The organism is Streptomyces sp. NPDC001380 (assembly GCF_042895785.1).
Taxonomy (GTDB): Bacteria; Actinomycetota; Actinomycetes; order Streptomycetales; family Streptomycetaceae; genus Peterkaempfera.
This window is the reverse complement of the sequence record NZ_JBIAWP010000003.1, coordinates 355,501-370,178: the sequence shown is the minus strand read 5'-3', so window position 1 is coordinate 370,178 and position 14,678 is coordinate 355,501. Positions and strand designations below refer to the sequence as shown.

Annotated in this window: 9 protein-coding genes and 1 pseudogene; 5 read left to right on the top strand and 5 right to left on the bottom strand. The window is 78.1% G+C overall.

Features of this window, described 5'->3' with window-relative positions:
• Positions 1 to 2 precede the first annotated feature (2 nt).
• Both ACFY07_RS06495 and ACFY07_RS06490 read right to left on the bottom strand, forming a co-directional pair.
• Positions 3 to 3,782 (bottom strand): glycosyltransferase, encoded by a 3,780-nt coding sequence (locus ACFY07_RS06495; protein ID WP_390867648.1) that lies wholly within the window; start codon positions 3,780 to 3,782, stop codon positions 3 to 5.
• Positions 3,783 to 4,071: 289 nt separating this feature from the next.
• Positions 4,072 to 4,335: a WhiB family transcriptional regulator gene (locus ACFY07_RS06490; RefSeq protein ID WP_230648426.1), complete on the bottom strand. Its 264-nt coding sequence runs from the start codon at positions 4,333 to 4,335 to the stop codon at positions 4,072 to 4,074.
• 668 nt (positions 4,336 to 5,003) lie between these two features.
• Between ACFY07_RS06490 and ACFY07_RS06485 the strand changes: the two genes are divergently transcribed.
• Genes ACFY07_RS06485 through ACFY07_RS06475 form a run of 3 tightly spaced genes read left to right on the top strand, consistent with a single transcriptional unit; the run spans position 5,004 to position 7,985 of the window.
• On the top strand, positions 5,004 to 5,657 hold the full coding sequence (locus ACFY07_RS06485; RefSeq protein WP_390867647.1) for a cysteine dioxygenase: 654 nt from the start codon (positions 5,004 to 5,006) through the stop codon (positions 5,655 to 5,657).
• Positions 5,658 to 5,691: 34 nt separating this feature from the next.
• Positions 5,692 to 6,675: a 2-phospho-L-lactate transferase gene (gene cofD, locus ACFY07_RS06480; protein WP_230648428.1), complete on the top strand. Its 984-nt coding sequence runs from the start codon at positions 5,692 to 5,694 to the stop codon at positions 6,673 to 6,675.
• Positions 6,672 to 7,985 (top strand): coenzyme F420-0:L-glutamate ligase, encoded by a 1,314-nt coding sequence (locus ACFY07_RS06475; protein WP_390867646.1) that lies wholly within the window; start codon positions 6,672 to 6,674, stop codon positions 7,983 to 7,985. Before cofD ends, ACFY07_RS06475 begins: the two co-directional genes overlap by 4 nt.
• Positions 7,986 to 8,478: 493 nt before the next feature.
• Here the strand turns inward: ACFY07_RS06475 and ACFY07_RS06470 are convergent.
• The 3 genes and pseudogenes from ACFY07_RS06470 to ACFY07_RS06460 all read right to left on the bottom strand — a co-directional run.
• Positions 8,479 to 8,922 (bottom strand): annotated as a pseudogene (locus ACFY07_RS06470) (SRPBCC family protein); the annotation flags it as partial.
• A gap of 304 nt (positions 8,923 to 9,226) precedes the next feature.
• Positions 9,227 to 10,213, bottom strand: coding sequence for a DNA-3-methyladenine glycosylase family protein (locus tag ACFY07_RS06465; RefSeq protein WP_390867645.1), 987 nt, complete (start codon positions 10,211 to 10,213; stop codon positions 9,227 to 9,229).
• 115 nt (positions 10,214 to 10,328) lie between these two features.
• Positions 10,329 to 11,564, bottom strand: coding sequence for a peptidoglycan recognition protein (locus ACFY07_RS06460; RefSeq protein WP_390867644.1), 1,236 nt, complete (start codon positions 11,562 to 11,564; stop codon positions 10,329 to 10,331).
• Between the two features lie 146 nt (positions 11,565 to 11,710).
• Between ACFY07_RS06460 and ACFY07_RS06455 the strand changes: the two genes are divergently transcribed.
• Positions 11,711 to 12,487, top strand: a complete 777-nt coding sequence (locus ACFY07_RS06455) for a TIGR03089 family protein (protein ID WP_390867643.1) — start codon at positions 11,711 to 11,713, stop codon at positions 12,485 to 12,487.
• A 208-nt stretch (positions 12,488 to 12,695) separates the two neighbouring features.
• Positions 12,696 to 14,303, top strand: coding sequence for an LCP family protein (locus ACFY07_RS06450; RefSeq protein ID WP_390867642.1), 1,608 nt, complete (start codon positions 12,696 to 12,698; stop codon positions 14,301 to 14,303).
• The last annotated feature ends 375 nt before the right edge of the window (positions 14,304 to 14,678 follow it).

The following is a 14,678-nucleotide window of genomic DNA, read 5'->3' as shown; positions in this document are numbered from 1 at the left end:
CGTCAGCTCCCGGATCCGTCGCGGCGGCTGTCGCCCGGCCCGTAGGGGTCGGCGTGGCCGCCCTGCTGCAGCCAGGGGTCGTCGGCGTCCAGCGAGCCGTAGGCCCCCTGGTCGCCGTCCTGCCCGGCGCCCTGGGCGTAGGGGTCCCAGCCGTAGTCCGCGGCCTGGTCGTAGCCCGCGGCCTGGTCGTGGCCGGGGTGGGGTGCCGGGACCCCGTAGGGCTCCTGCCGGGGCGCCGCGTACGGGTCCCAGGCGGCGGGTCCGGCCTGCTGGTAGGGCTGCTGGGCGTATCCCGGGTCCGCGTAGGCGCCGGCGGGCGTGTGCGGGTCGTAGCCGTACGCGTCGGCGGCGGCCTGCGACGGGACCGCCGCCGCGTACACCGCGCCGTCGGCCTCCGCACCCTCCGGCAGGGAGGCGTCGCCGGGGCCGTCGCCGTCCGGGTCCGCCCCCTCGGCGGCGGCGAGACGGCGGGCGCGGCGGCTGCCGGGCACCGGCGGCTCGGCGGCCTGCGGGGCCTCCTCCTCCGGCAGGTCGTCGTCGTTGGTGGAGCGCCGGGCCGGCAGGGCCAGCACGACGAGGGTGAGGGCGAGCAGCACCTGCACCCAGATCCGGCCGGTGTGCAGGGCGCCGCCGCGGTGGGTGACGGCGAGGGTGCCGCCGGAGGCGGGCAGCCGGAACCCCTGCGCCCAGCCGTCGACGGCGGGGACCGCCGGGAGGGCGCGGCCGTCGAGGGTGGCCTGCCAGCCGTCGTCCGCACGCTCGGCGAGGCGCAGCACCCGGCCGTCGGGGCCGGCGGGGACGGCGGTGCGGATGTCGGACGGCCCGGAGGGCACGGGGGTGACCGTGCCGTCGGGGGCGGTGAGCACGGCGCGGGCGGCGGGGGCGCCGTCGATCCGCCACAGGGCCGTGCCGCCCTCCTGGCTGACCCGGGTGAGGCCCGGGGTGGTGTCCAGGACGTCCTGCACCTTGGCGGTGAGCGGGTCGTGGACCAGCACGTACTGCACCGCGTAGCCCGCGAGCCGCCCGGACTGGTCGCCGCCGGAGCCGGCCAGCAGGTTGCCGACCAGGGTGGTGAGGCCGGGCGCCGGGGTGTCGGTCTCGGCGTCGCCGAGGGACAGGCCGGAGCCGCGGACCAGCGCGTAGGTGACGGCGCTGCCGTCGGCGTCGCCGTGCAGGACGAGGGTGCGGGTGCGGTCGACGGTCCCGGACTCGGCGGCGACGAACGCCGGCACCTGCACCGGGCTGGTGCGCCGCAGCGGGTCGCCCGCGCCGCGCACCGCCCACCACAGGGCCGTGCCGAGGGGGGCGAGGACGGCGGCGAACACCACCAGGGCGGCGACCGGCTGCCGCCAGCCGAAGTCGATGCCGGCGACGCGGGCCTGCGCGCCGTCGGCGCCGATGCAGGCCGCGGCGAGCAGGGCGGTTCCGGTGAGCAGGGTGGCGGGCCCGGCCCAGGCGGCGACCGGCAGGGCGCCCGGCCCGGGGGTGACCGCGGTGCCCGCGACGACGACGGCGAAGAGCAGGCCGACCGCGGCGCCGGCCCAGGCGGCCAGCACGGCGCGGCGCCGGTCGGCGCGCAGCAGGGCGGCCAGGGCGGCGAGCACCACGCCCGCGGAGAGGAGCAGGGGCGGGGTGCCGGCGCCGCCGGGGTTGACCAGGACCAGGCCGAGGGGGGTGGCGGCGGCGCCGGCGCCGCGGGGCAGTCCGGCCTCCAGCAGCAGCCGGGAGGGCGAGCCGAGGACGTCCAGCGACCAGGGCGCCAGCACCAGGACCGGCGTGGCGGCGACGGCCAGGCAGCGCAGCCCGAGGCGGCGCACCGCGACCGCGCCGCTGCCGTACGCGCCGCCGCGGACCGCGGCCGCGGCCACCGCCGCGGCGCACAGCAGCAGGGCCAGCGCCCAGACGGCGGGGACGAAGGCGGTGACCGCGGTGAGCAGCAGGGCGGCCGTCCACACGCTGCGCCAGCCGGGGCGGGCGCCGCGGGCGGCGGTCTCCCGGCGGATGCCGAGGCCGGCGGCGACGGCGGCGGCGCGGGCCAGCGGCGGCAGCAGCACGGCGAGGACGGCGGTGCCGATGCGGCCCTGGGCGAGGGCGCCGGTGGCGGCGGGGAGGAAGGCGTAGGCGGCGCCGGCCCAGGCGCGGACGGCGCGGGACTCCACCAGCGGCCGGGTGACGAGGTAGGCGGAGACGCCGGCCAGCGGCACGGAGAGCACGAGCAGCAGGGTGACCGCGAGGTCGGCGTCGCCGCCGAGGAGCCAGGAGAGCACGGCGAGCGCGCCGAGGTAGGGCGGGGCGGCGGCGGTGGACCCGGCGCCGACGGGGTGCCAGGCGTCGGCGTACGCGTGCCACAGGCCGGCGGCCCGGTCGGCGGGCAGGAGGGCGCCGCCGAGCAGGGTGCCGCCGCCGACCAGGTCGCGGCAGGCGGCGAGGGCGACCAGCAGCAGTCCGGCGAAGAGCACCGGGGCGGGGCGGCGGGCGATCCGCTTGAGCCGCGCGAACTGCTCGACCTCCAGGAAGTCGGCGTCGTCGTCGGTGGGTCCGCTCTCCGCGCCGCCGTGGCGTCCGGCGCCGGAGTCGTCGCCGCGGCCGGCGCCCAGGGCGCCGGCGGCCTGCTCGACGGTGAGGCGGACGGTGGCGCCCGGGGCGGGGAAGAGGGTCCGGTCGTCGAGGGCGTCGGCGGAGCGGGTGCGGGAGCGGCGGACGCGGGCGCCGAGGACGCCGGGCAGCCGCAGCAGCACGTGGCCGAGGCCGGCGAGCTCGTCGAGCGACTGGCCGGGGGCCTTGCCCACGAGGTAGCCGACGGCGCGGACCAGGGTGGAGAGCAGCACCCGCAGCAGGACGTAGGGCAGCAGCAGGCCGCGGGAGTTGGCGAGGAGGGTGAAGACGGCGCCGGCCTTGTCGACCCGGTGGGGGTGGTCGGGGGCGCAGTCGATGGGGCGGCGCTCGCGGCTGGCGGCCTCGGCGTGGCGCAGGACGGCGTCGGGGGCGACGACGACGCGGTGACCGGCGGCGTTGACCCGCCAGCACAGGTCGACGTCGTCACGCATCAGGGGCAGCGCCCGGTCGAAGCCGCCGAGCTGCTCGAAGACGTCGCGGCGGACCAGCATGCCGGCGGTGGAGACGGCGAGGACGGGGCGCACCTGGTCGTGCTGGCCCTGGTCCTGCTCGCGGCGGTCCAGGCCGGTCCAGCGGCGGCCGGAGCGGGCGATGGTGACGCCGACCTCCAGCAGCTGGCGGCGGTCGTACCAGCTGCGGAGCTTGGGGCCGACGACGGCGGCGGAGGGGGTGGAGTCGGCGACCTGGAGGAGGCGGCGCAGGGCGTCGGGCTGCGGCTCGGAGTCGTCGTGGAGGAGCCAGAGCCACTCCACGGGCTCGCCGGAGCCGCCGTGCCCGCCGCCGTCGAGGGCGTCGTCGCGGCCGAGCGGGTCGCCGTACTCGTCCCAGGCGCCGGCGGAGGCGGCGGGCCCGGCCGGGGCGAGGTCGTAGGGCAGGTCCTCGGGGCGCAGCGGCGCGGTGGAGCGGACGGCCTCGCCGACGGCGGCACCGAAGCCGGTGCGGCGGGCCAGGTGGAGGACGCCGCCGCCGAGCGCGTCGGCGAGCAGCCGCGGCGAGGCGTCGGCGGAGCCGGTGTCGGCGGCGACGACGCGCTGGACCGGGCGGTCCTGGCCGAGGAGGCCCTGGAGGGTCCTGGGGAGCCAGCGGGCGCCGTCGTGCGCGACGACGACGGCGGTGACCAGGTGCCTCGGGTAGGCCGGCGGTCGGGTGTGGCTGTAGGCAGTCATCGCGTGAGCGGGCCCCGGTTCGCATGGACGGCAGGTTGCGCGCGCTGTGCCTGCCGGGGGCGGGGACGGCCTGCCCGGGTGCCGGCGGTGCGCGGTCCGGACGACGCTTCTCCGGATGGCGCACCACACTAACGGCTCCGCCGGGGGCGGCGGGCCGCGAGGCCCGCACACGGCTGCGCCCCGCCGGTCGGGCGGGGCGCAGCTGTGGTGCTCGTGTGCAGATGTCCTGGCGCCGGTGTGCCGACGGCCGGTCAGGTCGCCCTGCCGGACCGCGGGCCGGGCGCGGCCGTCAGACCGCGCTCTTCTTCAGCCGGCGGCGCTCCCGCTCGGAGAGGCCGCCCCAGATCCCGAACCGCTCGTCGTTGGCGAGGGCGTACTCCAGGCACTCGGAGCGGACCTCGCAGGACAGGCAGACCTTCTTGGCCTCCCTGGTGGAACCGCCCTTCTCCGGGAAGAACGACTCGGGATCGGTCTGGGCGCACAGGGCGCGCTCCTGCCAGCCGAGCTCCTCCTCGGTGTCCTCACCGATCATCAGCTCAAAGAGCTCGCTCATGCGGCGCGCCTCCTAGCCCCTCTTCAGCTTCCCCGTGTGCCGCCCTCGCCCGTGGCGGTGAACGACACGAGTGAAATTACAAGTGCGTCACTCTGGCTCAGTCAAGCCGGGCTCTGGTATTGGCCGGTGGATTCACTCCCCGGAACCAAGGGGCCACGAATAGTGTGCATATTCGGGCAAACCGGAACCATCACCTGGGGAAGGAGCGCTGCCGGCCGGACCCCCGCCGTCTCCTCGGGAAAGACGGTCTCCGCAGCCCGGCGGTTGCCCGGTCGGCGGCGGAGGCGGTGTGGATCACAGCCGGGCACGGGACCGCCCAGGACTGATGACGCGCTGCTTCCCGGGGGCTCCGGCACGCAAACACCGTGCCCGCAACATCCGTCGATCGAGTGACGGCCGACGGTACCCGCGCTGACGGTTTGACATCCGGCGGGCCTCCGGGGTCTCCTTGGCCCCATGTCCGCGCGCCTCGCCCACCGGAGCCTCCACGTCGAGCTCCGCCGTGCCGCCAGCGCGCTCTGTTGTCCTCGCACCCGCCGTCCGTAGCGCCCGCTCCGCCGGGCGCCGGCACGCACCCCAGGCCCCTGCCCCCCGCGCGCCCGGCCCTGCAGCCCGAGCACCGCCGCCCGCTCCCGGCCCCGCGCGCACGCCTCCGCGAGGACCCACCCGTGCACCGCACCCCCGAGCAGCCCGCCGCCCGTCCCGCCGCGCCCGCGCCCCGCTGGTCCGACGGCCTCAGCGACCTCTCCGTCGCCGGCGACCCCCTGGCCTTCCCGCACCTCGCCGTGGACGCCGCGCCCGCCGGGCCGGCCACCGTCGCCGACTTCACCGCGCTGGTCCGCGGGACCGCCGCCGACCGCGCCCGCTGGGAGCCGCTGGTCCGCTACGACGCCCTCACCCGCTGGTACGCCCGGCTGGCGACCGGCCCCGGCCACGAGGTGTGGCTGCTGAGCTGGCTGCCCGGCCAGTCCAGCGGGCTGCACGACCACGGCGCCTCGCTCGGCGTGATGACCGTGGTCCGCGGCGAGCTGGCCGAGCGCTCGCGGGACCGCTCCGGCGAGCGCTCCCGCACCCTGCGGCCCGGCACGGTCCGCGTCCTGCCGGGCCGCCCGGCGCGCGGCGGCACGCCCGGGCGGCCCGGCGGCACCGGGGCCGTGCACGAGGTGGTCAACGCCTCCCTGGAGCCCGCCGTGAGCATCCACGTCTACGCACCCGGCCTGGTGGAGATGAACCGGCACCGGCCGTCCGCGGAGCCCGTGCGGCCCCCCGCGCGGCTGCCCGCCGGCGGCCCGCACGGGCCCGGCGTGTACGAGGGCGCCTGACGGCGGGGCGCGCCGCGCCTGCGAGGATGGCTGCATGCGCATCGTGGCACTGGCCGGAGGGATCGGAGGGGCGCGCTTCCTGCGCGGCCTCAAGGAAGCCGTCGCCCCCGGCGGCGACCCGTCCCCGTCCGCTCCCGCCGAGATCACCGTCGTCGGCAACACCGGCGACGACATCCACCTCTTCGGCCTGAAGGTCTGCCCCGACCTCGACACCGTGATGTACACCCTCGGCGGGGGCATCCACGAGGAGCAGGGCTGGGGCCGGGCCGACGAGACCTGGTCCGTGAAGGAGGAGCTGAAGGCGTACGGCGTCGGGCCCGACTGGTTCGGCCTGGGCGACCGCGACGTGGCCACCCACGTCGTCCGCACCCAGATGCTCGCCGCCGGCTACCCGCTGAGCGCGGTCACCGAGGCGCTGTGCGCCCGCTGGCGGCCGGGCGTGCGCCTGCTCCCGATGTCCGACGACCGGGTCGAGACCCACGTCCTCGTCGAGGACGCCGAGGGCCGCCGCGCCGTGCACTTCCAGGAGTACTGGGTGCGGCTGCGGGCCGAGGTCCCGGCGCTCGCGGTGGTCCCGGTCGGCGCCGAGGACGCCAAGCCCGCGCCGGGCGTGCTGGAGGCGATCGCGGAGGCCGACGTCATCCTGCTGCCGCCGTCCAACCCGGTGGTCAGCGTCGGCACGATCCTCGCCGTCCCCGGCGTCCGGCAGGCCGTCGCGGAGGCGGACGCGCCCGTGGTCGGCCTCTCCCCCATCGTCGGCGGCGCCCCCGTGCGCGGCATGGCCGACAAGGTGCTGGCGGCCGTCGGCGTGGAGTCGACCGCCGAGGCGGTGGCCCGGCACTACGGCCCCGGGCTGCTGGACGGCTGGCTGGTGGACACCTCGGACGCGGACGCGGTGCCCGGCGTCGAGGCGGCCGGCATCGCCTGCCGGGCGGTGCCGCTGATGATGACCGACACGGCGGCCGCCGCCGCCATGGCCCGGGCCGCCCTGGACCTCGCCGAGGAGGTGCGCGGATGACCGGCTACGCGGTCCTGCCCCTCCCCGGCGTCCCCGAGGTGGCCCCCGGCGACGACCTCGCCGCCCTGCTCGCCGCCGCGGCCGCCGCGGAGGGCGGTCCGGGCCTGCGCGACGGCGACGTGCTGCTGGTCACCTCCAAGATCGTCAGCAAGGCCGAGGGCCGGGTCGTGGCGGCCGCCGACCGCGAGGCGGCGATCGACGCCGAGACCGTCCGCACCGTGGCCCGCCGCGGCCTCACCCGCATCGTCGAGAACCGGCAGGGCCTGGTGATGGCCGCCGCCGGGGTGGACGCCTCCAACACCGCCCCCGGCACCGTGCTGCTGCTGCCCGAGGACCCGGACGCCTCCGCCCGCGCCCTGCGCGCCCGGCTGCGCGCGCTGACCGGCGCGGACGTCGCCGTCGTCGTCACCGACACCGCCGGCCGGCCCTGGCGCAACGGCCTCACCGACATCGCGATCGGCGCCGCCGGGATCGCCGTCCTCGACGACCACCGCGGCCGCACCGACAGCCACGGCAACGAGCTGGCCGTCACCGTCACCGCCACCGCCGACGAGCTCGCCGCCGCCGGGGACCTCGCCAAGGGCAAGACCTCCGGCACGCCCGTCGCGGTCGTCCGCGGACTGGCCGGCGTCGCCACCGCCGAGGACGGGCCCGGCGCCCGCGCGCTGATCCGGGCCGCCGCCGACGACATGTTCCGCCTCGGCACCTCCGAGGCACTGCGCGAGGCGGTCACCCTGCGCCGCACCGTGCGGCGGTTCACCGGCGAGCCGGTGGACGGCGGGGCCGTGCGCCGCGCGGTGGCCGCCGCGGTCACCGCGCCCGCGCCGCACCACACCACGCCCTGGCGGTTCGTGCTGCTGGAGACCGAGGCGGCCCGCACCAAGCTCCTCGACGCGATGCTCGACGCCTGGCGCACCGACCTGCGGGAGATCGACGGCTGGGACGAGGAGCGGATCGCCCGCCGCACCCGCCGCGGCGACGTGCTGCGGGACGCCCCCTACCTGGTGGTTCCCTGCCTGGTCGCGGACGGCGCCCACGCCTACCCGGACCCGCGGCGCAGCGCCGCCGAGCGGGAGATGTTCGTGGTCGCGATGGGCGCGGCGGTGCAGAACCTGCTGGTGGCGCTGGCCGGCGAGGGCTACGGCTCGGCGTGGGTGTCGTCCACCATGTTCTGCCGGCCGACGGTCCGCGGGGCGCTCTCGCTGCCGGACGGCTGGGACGCCATGGGCGCGGTCGCGGTCGGCCGGCCGGCCGAGGCCCCCGCGGTCCGGCCCGCCCGGCCGGCGGACGCCTTCGTCGAGGTCCGCTGACCCCGACCCCGGGTCCTCCCCTCCCGGCCCCTCCCGGCGCCGCCCGGGCCCTTCCGGCCGCGGACGCACGGCGCCGCCCGGACCCCGAGGGGTCCGGGCGGCGTGCGTACGGGCACGGGGACCGCACGGCAGCCGGCCCGCCGGAGGGGGAGAGGACGGCGGGCCGGCTGCGGGGCCCGGCCTGGTGCCGGAACGGCCGGAGAGTGTCCGTACCCGTGGGGCCGTTCCGGCGGCCGGGCGGTCCGTGGGACCGCGGCCTGCGGGGCCGCGGCCTGCGGGGCCGCGGCCTGCGGGGCGGCATGCCGCCGCCGCGCGGGTCGGCGTACGGGTCGTGCGGGTCGGCGTACGGCTCCCGCGGCGCGCCGGCCGAGCCCGGCCGCCCGCCGGGGGTATCGCCCCACTGCGGGGTGGCCTCGTGGGCCGGCGCGCCGGGCTTCGGGGCGCCGGTCCCGTACCCGGACGCGGCACCGCCCCGGCGCTCGGCGCCGCCGGGCACCTCGCCCCGCCAGGCGCCGCTCTCGGCGCCCCGCGACTCGATGTACTCCTTGAACTTCTTCAGGTCGCCGCTCACCTGCCCGCGGACCACGCCCAGCTTGTCGCCGGCCTGCTCGACGATGCCCTCCGGCTCGAAGTCGAGCTGCAGCATCACGCGGGTGTGGGTGTCGTCCAGCCGGTGGAAGGTGACCACGCCGGCCTGCTTGGTGCCGCTCAGGCTGTGCCAGGCGATGCGCTCGTCGGGCCGCTGCTCGTCGATCTCCGCGTCGAACTCGCGGCTCACACCGGCGATCTTCGTGTGCCAGTGCGTCAGCCTGTCGGAGCGCTGCTCGATGCGCTCGACGCCGGACATGAACCTGGGGAACTCCTCGAACTGCGTCCACTGGTTGTAGGCCGTGCGGACGGGCACGTCCACGTCGATCGAATGCTCGACGGTCGTCACGCCGGATCACTCCTCACCCTGTCGGGGATCACTCTCGAAGGTCGCTCACTGGATCGGCTGCCCCTGGCCAACCGGGCAAAACGCCCGTTTCTCGTGGGATGCACCGGGTAGAAACGGGCCTTCGCGCCCGGGGTGCCCGGCTGCTCCCGGCGCCCGGCGGCCGGGCGCCGGGTGCCGGGTACCGGGCGGCCTCCGGCGGGGTGCCCGGCGCGTCGCGGACGCGCTCCCGCACCGGCCCGCGGCCCCGCCCCGCAGGACCGCCCGGCCCCCGTGCCGGACGGCACGGGGGCCGGGCGGCGGGGCGTCACACGGCGCGGAAGTCGCGCGGCGCGAACCGGGGGGCCCGGCGCGGCGGGCGCGCCCCGCAGAGCCGGACCAGCCGGCAGGCGCGGTGCCGGTGCCCGAGGTAGGGCTCCAGCAGCTCCAGCATCCCCGCGTCGTCCGTGCGGTGCCGCCCGGCCAGCACCCACCCCACCGTGTTCGGCAGGTGCAGGTCGCCGACGCTGACGGCGTCGGGGTCCCCGTTGCTGCGCTGCAGCGTCTCGGCGGCCGTCCACACGCCGATGCCGGCCACGGCGGTGAGGCGGGCGACCGCCTCGGCGGGGCCCATCGCCGACGCCTCCTCCAGCCGCGGCGCCAGCCGCGCCGCCCGGACGACGGCCGCCGCCCGCCTGGCGTCCACGCCCGCGCGGTGCCACTCCCAGGAGGGGACGGCCGCCCAGTCGCGGGCCGCCGGGGCGACGCGCATGCGGGCCACCGGCGAGCCGGGCGCCGCCGCCGGGCCGGGCGCGGGCGTGCCGAACCACTGCAGCAGCAGCCGCCAGCCGCGGTGCGCCTCGACGACGGTGACCTTCTGCTCCAGCACGGCCGGGACGAGCGACTCCATCACCAGCCCGGTGCGGCCGAGCCGCAGGCCGGGGTGGCGCCGGTGGGCGTCGTGCAGCAGCCGGTGGCGCGGGTCGGGGGCGAAGCCCGACGGGTCGTCGGCGGCGCCGAGCAGGTCCGGCAGCCGGTCCAGCAGCCATGCGGCGCCCGGCCCCCACGCCTGCGCCTCGACCACGCCCTCGGCGGGACGGGCGGCGATCCGCACGGTGCCGGGTCCTGCCGGGGTGCGGGAGGCCCGCCACACGGCGCCGTCCGGCGCGGTGCGGTACGCCGGGTCGCCCGGCCCCCGGCACAGCACGCCCAGGGTGAGCGGCACGTCCACCGGGCCCGGCGGGCGCCAGGTGCGGCACGGTCCGGCGCCGGCGGGCTGCGGGCCGGGCGCGGACCTGGGCGGGGGGACGGTCATGACGGCCCCAGCGTACGCGGCCTGGCCCGGTCCGGGCCCGCACGGCGGGTCCGAGCGGCAGGTCCGGCCGGGTCCCCCGGGGCCGGGCGGCGGCCCGGCGCCCGTCCGCCCGGGGCTACCGGCCCTGCAGGTCCGCGGCCTCGCTGCGGACGTCCTCGAGGTACGCGTAGAGGGCGTCGCCGGGGCACTGGGTGGCGAGGGCGTCGCGGTGGCCGGAGATGCCCCTGAACTCCGCCTTCTTCGACCCGAGCACGGCGGTGCCCTTCGGGTCGCGGCCGCCGAGGCCGAGCTTCCAGGCGGCGAGCCGGGCGATCGCGTCCAGCATGTCCTGGGGCACGTCGCCGTCGCCGTCGCCGAAGCTGCCGATGGCCGCGATGCCGGCGGAGTCGCTGTTGTAGCCGAGGGTGTGCGCGCCGAGGACGGCCCTGGAGACCCCGCCCGCGCGGCCCTCGTAGAGGGTGCCGCACTTGTCGACCAGGAAGTTGTAGCCGATGTCCCGCCAGCCGTTGCTCTTCACGTGGTAGCGGTAGATGCTCCGGACGATCGCGTCGGCGTCGGAGCACGCGTAGTCGTTCTCGGTGGCGGTGTGGTGGACGAAGACGACCCGCACCGTGCCGGTGTACTGGGGCGGTTCCGTCCGCAGCTTCTCGTCGGCGCCCCAGCCGGCCCGGGTGACGATCTCCGGCCGGTCGGCGGCGTACTCCCGGCGGGCGAGGCGCCGGCCGCCGGCTGCGGCGCCCGCGGCGGGCAGGACGCGCGGCAGGGCGGCGCTGTGCACCCCGGTGCCGGGGTCGACGAGGTCGACCCGCAGCCCGGCGGGCAGGGCGCGGCGGCCGGGCACCACCTCGACCTCGACCCCGTCGGAGGGACCCGTCCACAGCGGGGCGGTGCCGCCGCGGGTGCCGGGGGCGTCGCGTTCGGCGGCTCCGACGTCCGGCGCGTCGTCGGAGCCGCCGGAGATGCGGTGCCAGCCGCTCCAGCGGCCGGTCCGGCTGTCGCGGGTGCGGGCCCGCACCGTGCCGTCGAGCTCGGCGCGCGGGTCGTTCCAGGTGACGCCGAGCAGGGAGAAGCGGTGGGTGCGGCGCGCGGGGAGCTCCCGCGGCCCCCGGGCTCCCGCGCCACCCGCCGGGGAGGCGGCGGGCAGACGGCGGGCGGCGCCCGCCGGTGCGGCGGTGAGCGGGATGACGGTGGTTGCTCCGTCCGGTCCGCCGCCGGGGGTGGAGGCCGCCGCGTCGCCGGGGAGGAGGCCGGCCCGGACGGCCGGTCCGGCGGCGGTGCCGGGGGCGAGACCCTGCAGGGCGAGGGCGGCGGCACAGCCCGCCCCCAGTACTGTCACGAGAGCAATGCGCATAAAAAGGATATTGAGCCCAATGAACTCATGACGCCACCTCAACTGGCGAACCGCCAGATCCGCACGGCCGCCGCCGCGACCGTGGCCATTCCGTGCCTCGCCCGCGCGCACTGCCGGGGAGTCCAGGCCTTAGTCTGGGGCGCACCATGACTGCGACATTCGCCGCCGACGCCCGCACCCCCGCCGACCTGCTGCGATCCGCGCTCGACGGGGACCCCGCCCGCCCCCTGGTGACCTTCTACGACGACGGCACGGGGGAGAGGGTCGAACTGTCCGTCAGGACGTTCGACAACTGGGTCGCCAAGACCTCCAACCTGCTCCAGGACGAACTCGGCGCCGGTCCCGGCGACCGGGCGGCCCTGCTGCTCCCCGCGCACTGGCAGACCGCGGTCTGGCTGCTCGCCTGCTGGTCCGTCGGGGTCTGCGCCGCCCCCGGCGCGGACCCGGCGGAGGCCGACCTGGTGGTCAGCGGACCGGACGGCCTGGAGGCCGCCCAGGCCTGCTCCGGCGAACGGGTGGCGCTGGCGCTGCGCCCGCTCGGCGGGCGGTTCCCGCAGCGGCCCGCCGGATTCCTCGACTACGCGGCCGAGGTGCCGGCCCAGGGAGACCGGTTCGCGCCGTACTCCCCCGTCGACCCCGAGTCGACGGCGCTGGAGGTCGACGCCGGGGGCCGGGTGGAGCGCCTGACCGCCGAGGAGGTCGTGGCGCACGCCCGCGCGGGCGCGGCGCGCCTGGGCGTCGGCGCCGGGGACCGGGTGCTGTCGACACTGCCGTACGACACCTGGGACGGCCTGGAGGCCGGCCTGCTGGCCCCCCTGGCGGCCGGCGCGTCGCTGGTGCTGTGCCGCAACTCGGACGGGCTCTCCGCCGAGCAGTGGGAGAAGCGGGCCGCGTCCGAGCGGGTCACGCTGCGGCTGGGCTGACCCCCGCGCCGGGGCGGCGCCGCATCCGCGCCGGCGAGCCTTGGGCGGCGCCTGCGCGGGTAGGCGCCGCCCGGGACGAACACGGCCTCGCGGGCTCGTGCAACCTTGCGATCCGCCGGTGTGTCTCACGGACGTATCCGTCGGGCGGCCGCGGCCCCAGCAGGGACGCGCCCCCCGGCCACGACGCACAGGGGGAGCGAGAACCGACGTGTCCACTTCATCAGGCTCACCGAACACCCCGGGCACCCCCGAACCCCACGCACACCCCGAGGGGACCGCGCCCGACACCGACACCGCGCCCGCGGCGGGCGCCCCCGCGGGGCAGCCCGCGCCGGCCGGGCCCTCCGCCGGGTCGGGGACCGACACCGAGGCCGAGGCGTCGGACCCCGAGATATCCGGCCCGGACACATCCGGCCCCGGGGCCTCCGGGGCACCCGCCCCGGACGGTGCCGCCGGCCCCTCCGCGGACGCGGGGGACGCGGACGCCGGGGGCGCGGACACAGGGGGCGCGGACGCGGGGGACGCGGACGCCGGGGGCGCTGACGCGGACGCGGGGGACGCCGACGCCGGGACCGGGAGCACCGCCACCGCCGACGGCCCCGCCGCCGACCGGGACGGCACCGGGTCCGACCACGCCCCCGCCCCCGGCCGCCCGCACCGGCGCCGCCGCAGACTGGTCGCCGCCGGCGCCGCCGCCCTGCTCCTGCTCGCCGCCACCGGCGGCGCCGGGGCCTGGTGGGCGTACCACCGGCTGGACGGCAACATCCGCACCGACGCGGCCACCAACCGCATCCTCCAGGACGAGGAGTCCGCCCGCCCGGCCCGGGGGGCCGACCCGAAGACCTACGGCGCCGAGAACATCCTCCTCATCGGCAGCGACGACCGCAGCGGCGCCAACGCCGCGTACGGCGCGTCGGGCGGGCAGCGCTCGGACACCACGATCCTGCTGCACCTCTCCGCCGACCGGAGGCGGGCCGTGGGCGTCTCCATCCCGCGCGACGCCATGGTGCACGTCCCGGCGTGCGAGCGGCCGGACGGCTCCCGCACGCGGCCGGCGTTCGTCCAGTTCAACTGGGCCTTCGAGCGGGGCGGCGCGGCCTGCACCATCCGCACCGTGGAGGACCTCACCGGCATCCGCGTCGACCACCACATGATCGTCGACTTCACCGGCTTCAAGCGGATGGTGGACGCGGTCGGCGGCGTCGACGTCTGCCTGGACCGGGACGTGCACGACAAGGACGCCAAGCTGGACCTCACCGCGGGTCCGCACCGGCTGGACGGCGAGCAGGCGCTCGGCTTCGTCCGGGTGCGGGAGACCCTCGGCGACGGCAGCGACACCGCGCGGATGGGCCGCCAGCAGGAGTTCCTCGGCTCCCTGGTGAAGAAGGTGCAGACGGACGGGGTGCTGCTCAACCCGGCCCGGCTGTGGCCGCTGCTCGACGCGGCGACCTCGTCGATCACCACCGACCCGGGGCTCGGCTCGCTCCATGCGCTGTACGGCCTGGCGCAGAGCCTCCGGTCGGTGAGGCCCGAGAACGTGGCCTTCCTCACCGCGCCCCGCGAGCCCTACGCGGCGGACCGCAACCGCGACCAGCTGGTGCAGCCCGCGGCGGACCGGCTGTTCGAGGCGCTGAAGGAGGACCGGCCGGTGCAGGTGGCGCCCTCGGCGACGCCCTCCTCCCCCGCCGGGTCCTCCTCCGCGGCCTCCCCGGCCTCCCCGTCCGGCTCCCCGGCGCCCTCCGTGAGCGCGGACGCAGGGGCGTCCCCGGTCTTCGGAGGACGTACGGCGGATCAACAGGTCTGCGGCAAGAGTTGACCATGCACCCCTAAAATCCTCGCCACTCTGCACCGTTTTGCCCGTTCCGGCGAGGGCGGGACTTGTCACACGGCTGCCGACCGGCTGAACTAGGCAGCTAGTGTGTGCCCGGTCGGCCCAGGGGGCCCGTCCGGCACAGGCGCCCCGGGGGGCGGCGGACGCACCGGCCGCCGCGGGCCCCGACAGGGGGGCGCGTGTCCCAGTACTACCCAGGAACCACAGGATCCACTCGCGCAGGGGGAGCGCGGTACACCGGCACAGCGGGAGAGGTTGGAACCGTGAACGCGGGAGACGGCCGTACGCACGGCGCCCCGGGCAGGGGCCCGGACTGGTCGGGCGGCGACCCGGCGGACCAGTGGGTCCTCGACCCTGCCA

What these genes read in the sequence shown, in the direction of transcription:
- ACFY07_RS06495 (WP_390867648.1), bottom strand. Translation starts at nt 3,782, where the DNA reads ATGACTGCCTACAGCCACACCCGACCGCCGGCCTACCCGAGGCACCTG.
- ACFY07_RS06490 (WP_230648426.1), bottom strand. Translation starts at nt 4,335, where the DNA reads ATGAGCGAGCTCTTTGAGCTGATGATCGGTGAGGACACCGAGGAGGAG.
- cofD (WP_230648428.1), top strand. Translation starts at nt 5,692, where the DNA reads ATGCGCATCGTGGCACTGGCCGGAGGGATCGGAGGGGCGCGCTTCCTG.
- ACFY07_RS06475 (WP_390867646.1), top strand. Translation starts at nt 6,672, where the DNA reads ATGACCGGCTACGCGGTCCTGCCCCTCCCCGGCGTCCCCGAGGTGGCC.
- ACFY07_RS06465 (WP_390867645.1), bottom strand. Translation starts at nt 10,213, where the DNA reads ATGACCGTCCCCCCGCCCAGGTCCGCGCCCGGCCCGCAGCCCGCCGGC.
- ACFY07_RS06460 (WP_390867644.1), bottom strand. Translation starts at nt 11,564, where the DNA reads ATGCGCATTGCTCTCGTGACAGTACTGGGGGCGGGCTGTGCCGCCGCC.
- ACFY07_RS06455 (WP_390867643.1), top strand. Translation starts at nt 11,711, where the DNA reads ATGACTGCGACATTCGCCGCCGACGCCCGCACCCCCGCCGACCTGCTG.